Origin of the sequence: Corallococcus sp. CA041A, from assembly GCF_003612075.1 — a bacterium.
In the GTDB taxonomy this organism is placed as follows: Bacteria; Myxococcota; Myxococcia; order Myxococcales; family Myxococcaceae; genus Corallococcus; species Corallococcus exiguus.
This window is the reverse complement of the sequence record NZ_RAWF01000399.1, coordinates 1-5,558: the sequence shown is the minus strand read 5'-3', so window position 1 is coordinate 5,558 and position 5,558 is coordinate 1. Positions and strand designations below refer to the sequence as shown.

The following is a 5,558-nucleotide window of genomic DNA, read 5'->3' as shown; positions in this document are numbered from 1 at the left end:
GAGTGGGGCACAAGGGGGTGGGGCCCGCCTGCCTGCCGGGCGATGACGGGCGTTCCGGTGACCACCTTCCAGGAGGTCCCGTCCCCCCTTCGCCCAAGGTGTGCCCACATGGCCCAGGCCCATGAAACCGAAACCGAGAAGCAGGAACGCCACGCGCGGCGGCACGAAGCCCACCTGCGCGCCACCTACGCGGCGTTCATCCACCACGTCTGCGATTTGAGTGCCCTGCCTCCCGCGCTCGCGGAGTCCGCCGCAGTGTCGGTGCTGAGCGCGCTGGAGCGCCGGCTCATGCCCAACGGGGCGCGGAATCTGGAATCCCAGCTGCCGCGAATGCTGGTGGAGTTCCTGCCTCCGCCGGAGGAGCGCCCCCGGCACCCCCACCGCTTCGGTCGCGAGGAGATGATTGCGTCCGTCGCGGAGGACCTCCAGATGCCGGTGGACCAGGCGGAGCTGGTGGTCCGCGCGGTGCTGCGTGCCTTCCAGGACCAGATATCCGAAGGCGAGGCGGACAAGGTGGCAAGCAACCTGCCCGCGGACCTGCAGGCCCTCTGGCGCCTCACGCAGTAGTCGCGAGGCGCCGCGAGGGCTCTTCGCTACTCCGCGGGGCCGCTGCCCGCGCCGTCCCCGGTGGTGAACACCGGGGTGCCGCCGGGGATGCTGGGGTCGTGCGGGAGGCTGCCGCGAGGGCTGCGCAGGTAGACGAACGGCGTGGCGAAGAGGAAGTTGCTCACGCGCGACGTGTAGATGTCCGCGTAGCGCTCCACCTGCCGCGCCAGGTGGCTCTTGTCGTTGCCGGCGCGGGTGAGCAGGCCCCAGTGCGGGTTGGACAGCTCACCGGCGGCGCGGGCCATGGGGCCCAGCTCCGCGTCCAGCGCCTCCAGCTCCGCGCGCAGCTCCGTGAGCCGCGCCACCAGCTCTCCCTCCGCGACGTCCGAGCGGGGGCCGTAATGGTGGCGACGACGCTGGATCTCCAGGCGCACCTGGCAGCTCTCCGCCTCCAGGCGCTCCTTCTTGAGCATGCGCTCGCCAATGCGCACCTCGGTGGCGCGGAAGGCGGCGATGGCGCGCACCTCGTCCTCCAGCTCGCGCAGGATGAGCGCGGTGCGCCAGCGCAGCACGTTCTTGCTGACGTGCACGTCGCCGAACATGTGGTCGCCCACGTAGAGGATTTCGTCGCCAGACAGGCCCAGGTGCCGCTCCAGCTCCAGCGCGCTGCCGCCGAAGTAGGGCTTGTTCTTGTCGAGCGGACCGGAGTGCGGCCGCAGCAGCGCCTCGCCGTTGGCCTCCACCACCTCGAAGAGGGTGGAGCGCGTGGTGAAGAACTCGGGCTTGCGCGCGCTGACGATGACCACGTCGAAGAGCTGGCGCCAGGTCATGCCCTCGGGCAGGTGCCGGTCGAAGGCGAAGTGCATCATGGGCTCGGTGTAGGCCCACTCGCTGTTGGTGATGAGCAGCACCTTCTTGCCGGCGTTCTTCTGGTCCAGCAGCGCGAGCGGCGTCTCCGGGTCGTCGATGACGTAGCGCTCGGGGTCCGCGATGATTTCCGCCTTGAGGCGCCCCTGCATGTGCGTGGCGTCCAGGTTCTTGCGCACGTGCTCGTAGAGGTCCGCGTAGCCCATGGGACCGGGGAGCTGGCCGGCGTCCAGGCGGTCCACGAGCTGCGCGTAGATGCAGGCCTCGGAGAGGGAGAACAGGGTGTTGAGGAACACCCAGCGCCGGTCGGCCAGGTCGATGACGGTCCGGGTATAGGCCTCGCGCTGGGACTCGAAGTCCATGGGGCGGCTGCCGTGCAGGGCCTTCTTCACGAAGCCGAAGCGGTTGGCCTTGAGGAGGTTGCCCTTGGCGGTGTCGATGATGAGGCCGCGGATGGCGAGCATCGGGTCGAAGGTCAGGTCGGCCACGGGCCAGCCCTGCTCCACCAGACGGTCGCGAATGTATTCGTAGGCGCGGCGTTCCCACGCTTCCACGCGGTAGTGGATGAGCGTGTAGTCCATGTCGTAGCCCACGGCCTTGATGGCGCGCATGTTGAGGGTGCGGTTGCAGAACAGACCGCGTTCGGGCGGGGGACCGGAGAATTGAGGAGCCATGGGAGCAAGGCTTGCCAAGGCTTGCACGCAAAGTCGAGCGGCCCGTGTGCCCGAGTCGCTCCGTGGGCAGGCCCGGGTCGTCCGGGTGTCGGAAAGATGGGATACAGGTGACGCACGCGCCGCGAGGGCCGGCGGCGCGCGGAACCGAAGGGCAGACACATGTTGGGAATGACTCGGCGGTGGGGCCTGGCCCTGGCGGTGGTGCTGGCGGCGGGCGTGGCGGGGGCGCAGGAATGGGAGACGGTGGCGACGAAGCCCTTCGTGATCAAGGTCCGGCCCCGTCCGGGGACGAAGGCGAAGGACATCTGGGCGGAAGGCGAGCTCAAGGCGAGCGCCGCGCAGATCCAGGCGGCGCTGGAGGACCAGGCGTCGTACCGGCTCTTCATGCCGTACGTGAAGGAGTCGCGGGTGGTGCGGCCCACGGATGACGGCGGGCGGCTGACGTACACGCGGCTGGACCTGCCGGTGGTGTCCTCGCGCGACTACATCTGCCACGTGGTGACGGAGTCGAAGGTCGCGCCGGACGGGACGGGCGTGTACCAGCAGCGCTGGAAGGCGGAGCCGGACGCGTTCCCCGCCAGGCGGGACGTGGTGCGCCTGCGGCTGAACGAGGGCAGCTGGAAGGTGGAGCCCAAGGGCGAGGGCACGTCCTGGGTCGTCTACAAGTTCACGGTGGACCCCGGAGGTTCCGTCCCCGGGTTCCTGGCCAGCGTGGGACAGAACGACGCGGTGGTGGACACGCTGCGCGCGGTGGAGAAGCGAGCGAAGTCGCTGCCCGTGGAGCCGCCTCCCGTGAAGTAGGGGGCGTCGTCAGCGCCGCCGCTTCAGCTTGAAGAAGTCGATGAGCGCCTTGAGCTTGGGCGCCACCTGGACGCGGCTTGGGTAGTAGAGGAAGAAGCCGGGGAGGGGGGTGGAGTACGGTTCGAGCACGCGCACGAGCTGCTTCTCCGCGAGCAGCTTCCGGACGCGGCTCTCCGGGACATAGGCGAGCCCCAGCCCGGCGACGGCGGCGTCCAGCACCAGCTCCGCGTCATCGAACACCACGCGGCCCTCGACGGCGACCTCGATGCGCTTCCCGCCGTCGCTCAGCGCCCAGCGGAGGAGCCCGCCGGTGGTCCGGCTGCGGTAGTTGATGCAGTCGTGGTCGCGCAGCTCGCGAGGGTGCTTCGGCTTGCCGCGCGCCGCGACATACGACGGCGAGCCCACCACGTGCATGACGATGTCGCCGCTCACAGGGATGGCGATCATCTCGCGGTTCACGAGCTCACCGATGCGGAAGCCCGCGTCGAAGCCCTGCTGGACGATGTCGACGAGCACGTCGTCCAGATGGATGTCCACGCGGATGTCGGGATGGGCGGTGAGGAACTCCGCCAGGCGTGGGCCGAGCACCTCCTGGTAGCCGTAGCGGGGCAGGGTCAGGCGCAGCAGCCCCGTGGGCCGGTCGCGAAGCTCGCCCAGGGACTCGAAGGCGTCCTGCACGCCGTGCATCGCGGGTTCGAGCCGCGACAGGAAGCGCGAGCCGGCCTCGGTGAGTCCCACGCTGCGGGTGGTGCGCTGGAGGAGCCGCACGCCCACGCGTACTTCCAAGGCCCGGAGGCTCTGGCTCACCGCGGAGGGAGTGACCCCGAGCTCCGACGCGGCGGCGGTGAAGCTGCGTCTGCGAGCCACCGCGAGGAACGCCATCAGGCCGGAGAGGTCGTCGCGCATTCCTTAGCGTAGCTACAAAGTGCATCCAGAGACGACGCGTTTCGGAGCGGAGGCCCGGGGCGTACTTCATGGGCCACGGAGGCAGTCATGAGCGCACAGGGCAAGGTCTGGTTCGTCACGGGGTCGTCGTCTGGGTTTGGCCGCAACATCGTGGAGGAGGTCATCGCGAGAGGGGAGCGCGTGGTCGCGACGGCGCGAGACCCGCGCACGCTGGAGGACCTGGTGGCGAGGGCCCCGGACCGGGTGCTCGCGGTCCAGTTGGACGTGACGAAGCCAGAGCAGGTGCAGGAGTCCATCACGGCGGCGCTGAAGCGCTTCGGTGCCATCGACGTGTTGGTGAACAACGCGGGCTACACGCTGTTGGGGGCGGTGGAGGAGACGAGCGACGCGGAGCTGCGAGCGGCCTTCGAGCCGCTGTTCTTCGGAGCAGTGGCGATGACGCGAGCGGTGCTGCCGCACATGCGGGAGCGGAGGACGGGCACCCTCGTGCAGCTCTCGAGCGTGTCCGGGCTGGTCCCATACCCGGGCGCGGGTGCGTACAGCGCGGCGAAGCACGCCCTGGAGGGCCTGTCCGAGTCGCTGGCGAAGGAGGTCGCGCCATTCGGAGTGAAGGTGCTCATCGTGGATCCGGGCATGTTCCGCACGAAGCTGCTGGGCCCATCATTCCGGCCGATGCCGGAGCTGGCGGCCTACGCGGAGTCGCTGGGGCCCATGCGCGCCTGGGTGGCGCAGTCCGCCGGCACGCAGCCCGGGGACCCCGTGAAGGCGGCGAAGGCCATCGTGGACGCCGTGGACGCGGGCTCCCCGACGCTGCGGCTGTTCCTGGGGTCGGACGCCCCCGCGGCCGTCCGCGAGAAGCTCGCGCAGGTGCTGGACGACGTGAACCGCACGGAGCAGGTCGCGCTGTCGATGGGGTTCTGAGCCAGCGGTTCTGTCGGACCGGCCGAGTATGACCTGGTTCCACTCCCCATGCAGGGACGCAGCCAGGAGTCGAGAGCGATGGAATGCCGCCGGTGGGTGGTGCTGTGGCTGTGGCTCCTGCCGGTGTTGGCAGGGGCTGCATCACCGCCTGGCTCCGAGGACTCACTGGAACGTTCGGTGTACTCGCTGACTCGGTTGGAGGCGACCACACTGGTGCTGCTGCCGCGTGCAGGAACAGGCGCGGATGAAGGCTTCGTCCAGGTCGAGCCCACGCTCATCCTCGACGGTGGCCCGGAGCTCGGCGTCAACCTGGGCGCGCCCTTGAGGTTGCGGCTGTGGGGCGGCGAACGAGGCGCGAGCCGTGTGCGGCGTGAGGACTGGGACAGTCCGTCGGACTGGGGCCAGCTCGTGCGAGCCCTCAAGCTGGGCTCGGACCAATCGCCCTTTGGCGTCTGGTTGGGAGCGCTGGAGGACTACAGCCTGCTGTCGGCGCATCTGGTGCGCCACTACTCCAACCGGACGAACCCCGACTACCACCCGGCGGGAGGCTTCCTCACGGGCACGTTGGGTCCGCTCTACACGGAGGCCTTCGTCTCGGATGTGCTGGGCGCGCGGTTGATGGGCGCGGAGCTCTCGCTGGACGTTCAGCACCTCCTCTTCGGACGAGGCCGCGAACCCGGGCGCTACACGCTCGCCGTCTCCGCCGTGCACGACTGGGGACGGGCCGGAGGACGTACGCCCGCAGTGACGCTGGCGCATCTGGACGGAACGGCGGTGGTGCTGACGCGTCCGGGCCTGGAAGCGCACCTGCTGATGGGATGGGGAGGACGGCCAGGTGAAGGG

Annotated in this window: 5 protein-coding genes and 1 pseudogene; 4 read left to right on the top strand and 2 right to left on the bottom strand. The window is 69.7% G+C overall.

Features of this window, described 5'->3' with window-relative positions; translation table 11 throughout:
• Positions 1-108: 108 nt before the first annotated feature.
• Complete coding sequence (locus D7V77_RS39625; RefSeq protein WP_120597815.1) at positions 109-567, top strand: DUF2267 domain-containing protein; 459 nt, start codon at positions 109-111, stop codon at positions 565-567.
• A gap of 26 nt (positions 568-593) precedes the next feature.
• Here the strand turns inward: D7V77_RS39625 and D7V77_RS39620 are convergent, their stop codons facing one another.
• Entirely contained in the window at positions 594-2,087 is a 1,494-nt protein-coding gene (locus D7V77_RS39620; protein ID WP_120581388.1) for an HAD-IG family 5'-nucleotidase, read from the bottom strand.
• Positions 2,088-2,246: 159 nt separating this feature from the next.
• Between D7V77_RS39620 and D7V77_RS39615 the strand changes: the two genes are divergently transcribed.
• Positions 2,247-2,888 carry an SRPBCC family protein gene (locus D7V77_RS39615; RefSeq protein ID WP_120581387.1) on the top strand — a complete coding sequence of 214 codons (642 nt, stop codon included), beginning with the start codon at positions 2,247-2,249 and terminating at the stop codon, positions 2,886-2,888.
• A 9-nt stretch (positions 2,889-2,897) separates the two neighbouring features.
• Here D7V77_RS39615 and D7V77_RS39610 read toward each other — a convergent pair whose 3' ends face one another.
• Positions 2,898-3,794: a LysR family transcriptional regulator gene (locus tag D7V77_RS39610; protein ID WP_120581386.1), complete on the bottom strand. Its 897-nt coding sequence runs from the start codon at positions 3,792-3,794 to the stop codon at positions 2,898-2,900.
• Positions 3,795-3,881: 87 nt separating this feature from the next.
• Between D7V77_RS39610 and D7V77_RS39605 the strand changes: the two genes are divergently transcribed.
• Together D7V77_RS39605 and D7V77_RS39600 are read left to right on the top strand one after the other, a co-directional pair.
• A complete protein-coding gene (locus tag D7V77_RS39605) occupies positions 3,882-4,715 on the top strand; it encodes an oxidoreductase (protein ID WP_120581385.1) in 834 nt (277 codons plus the stop codon).
• A gap of 78 nt (positions 4,716-4,793) precedes the next feature.
• A pseudogene (locus D7V77_RS39600) lies at positions 4,794-5,558 on the top strand (hypothetical protein); the annotation flags it as partial.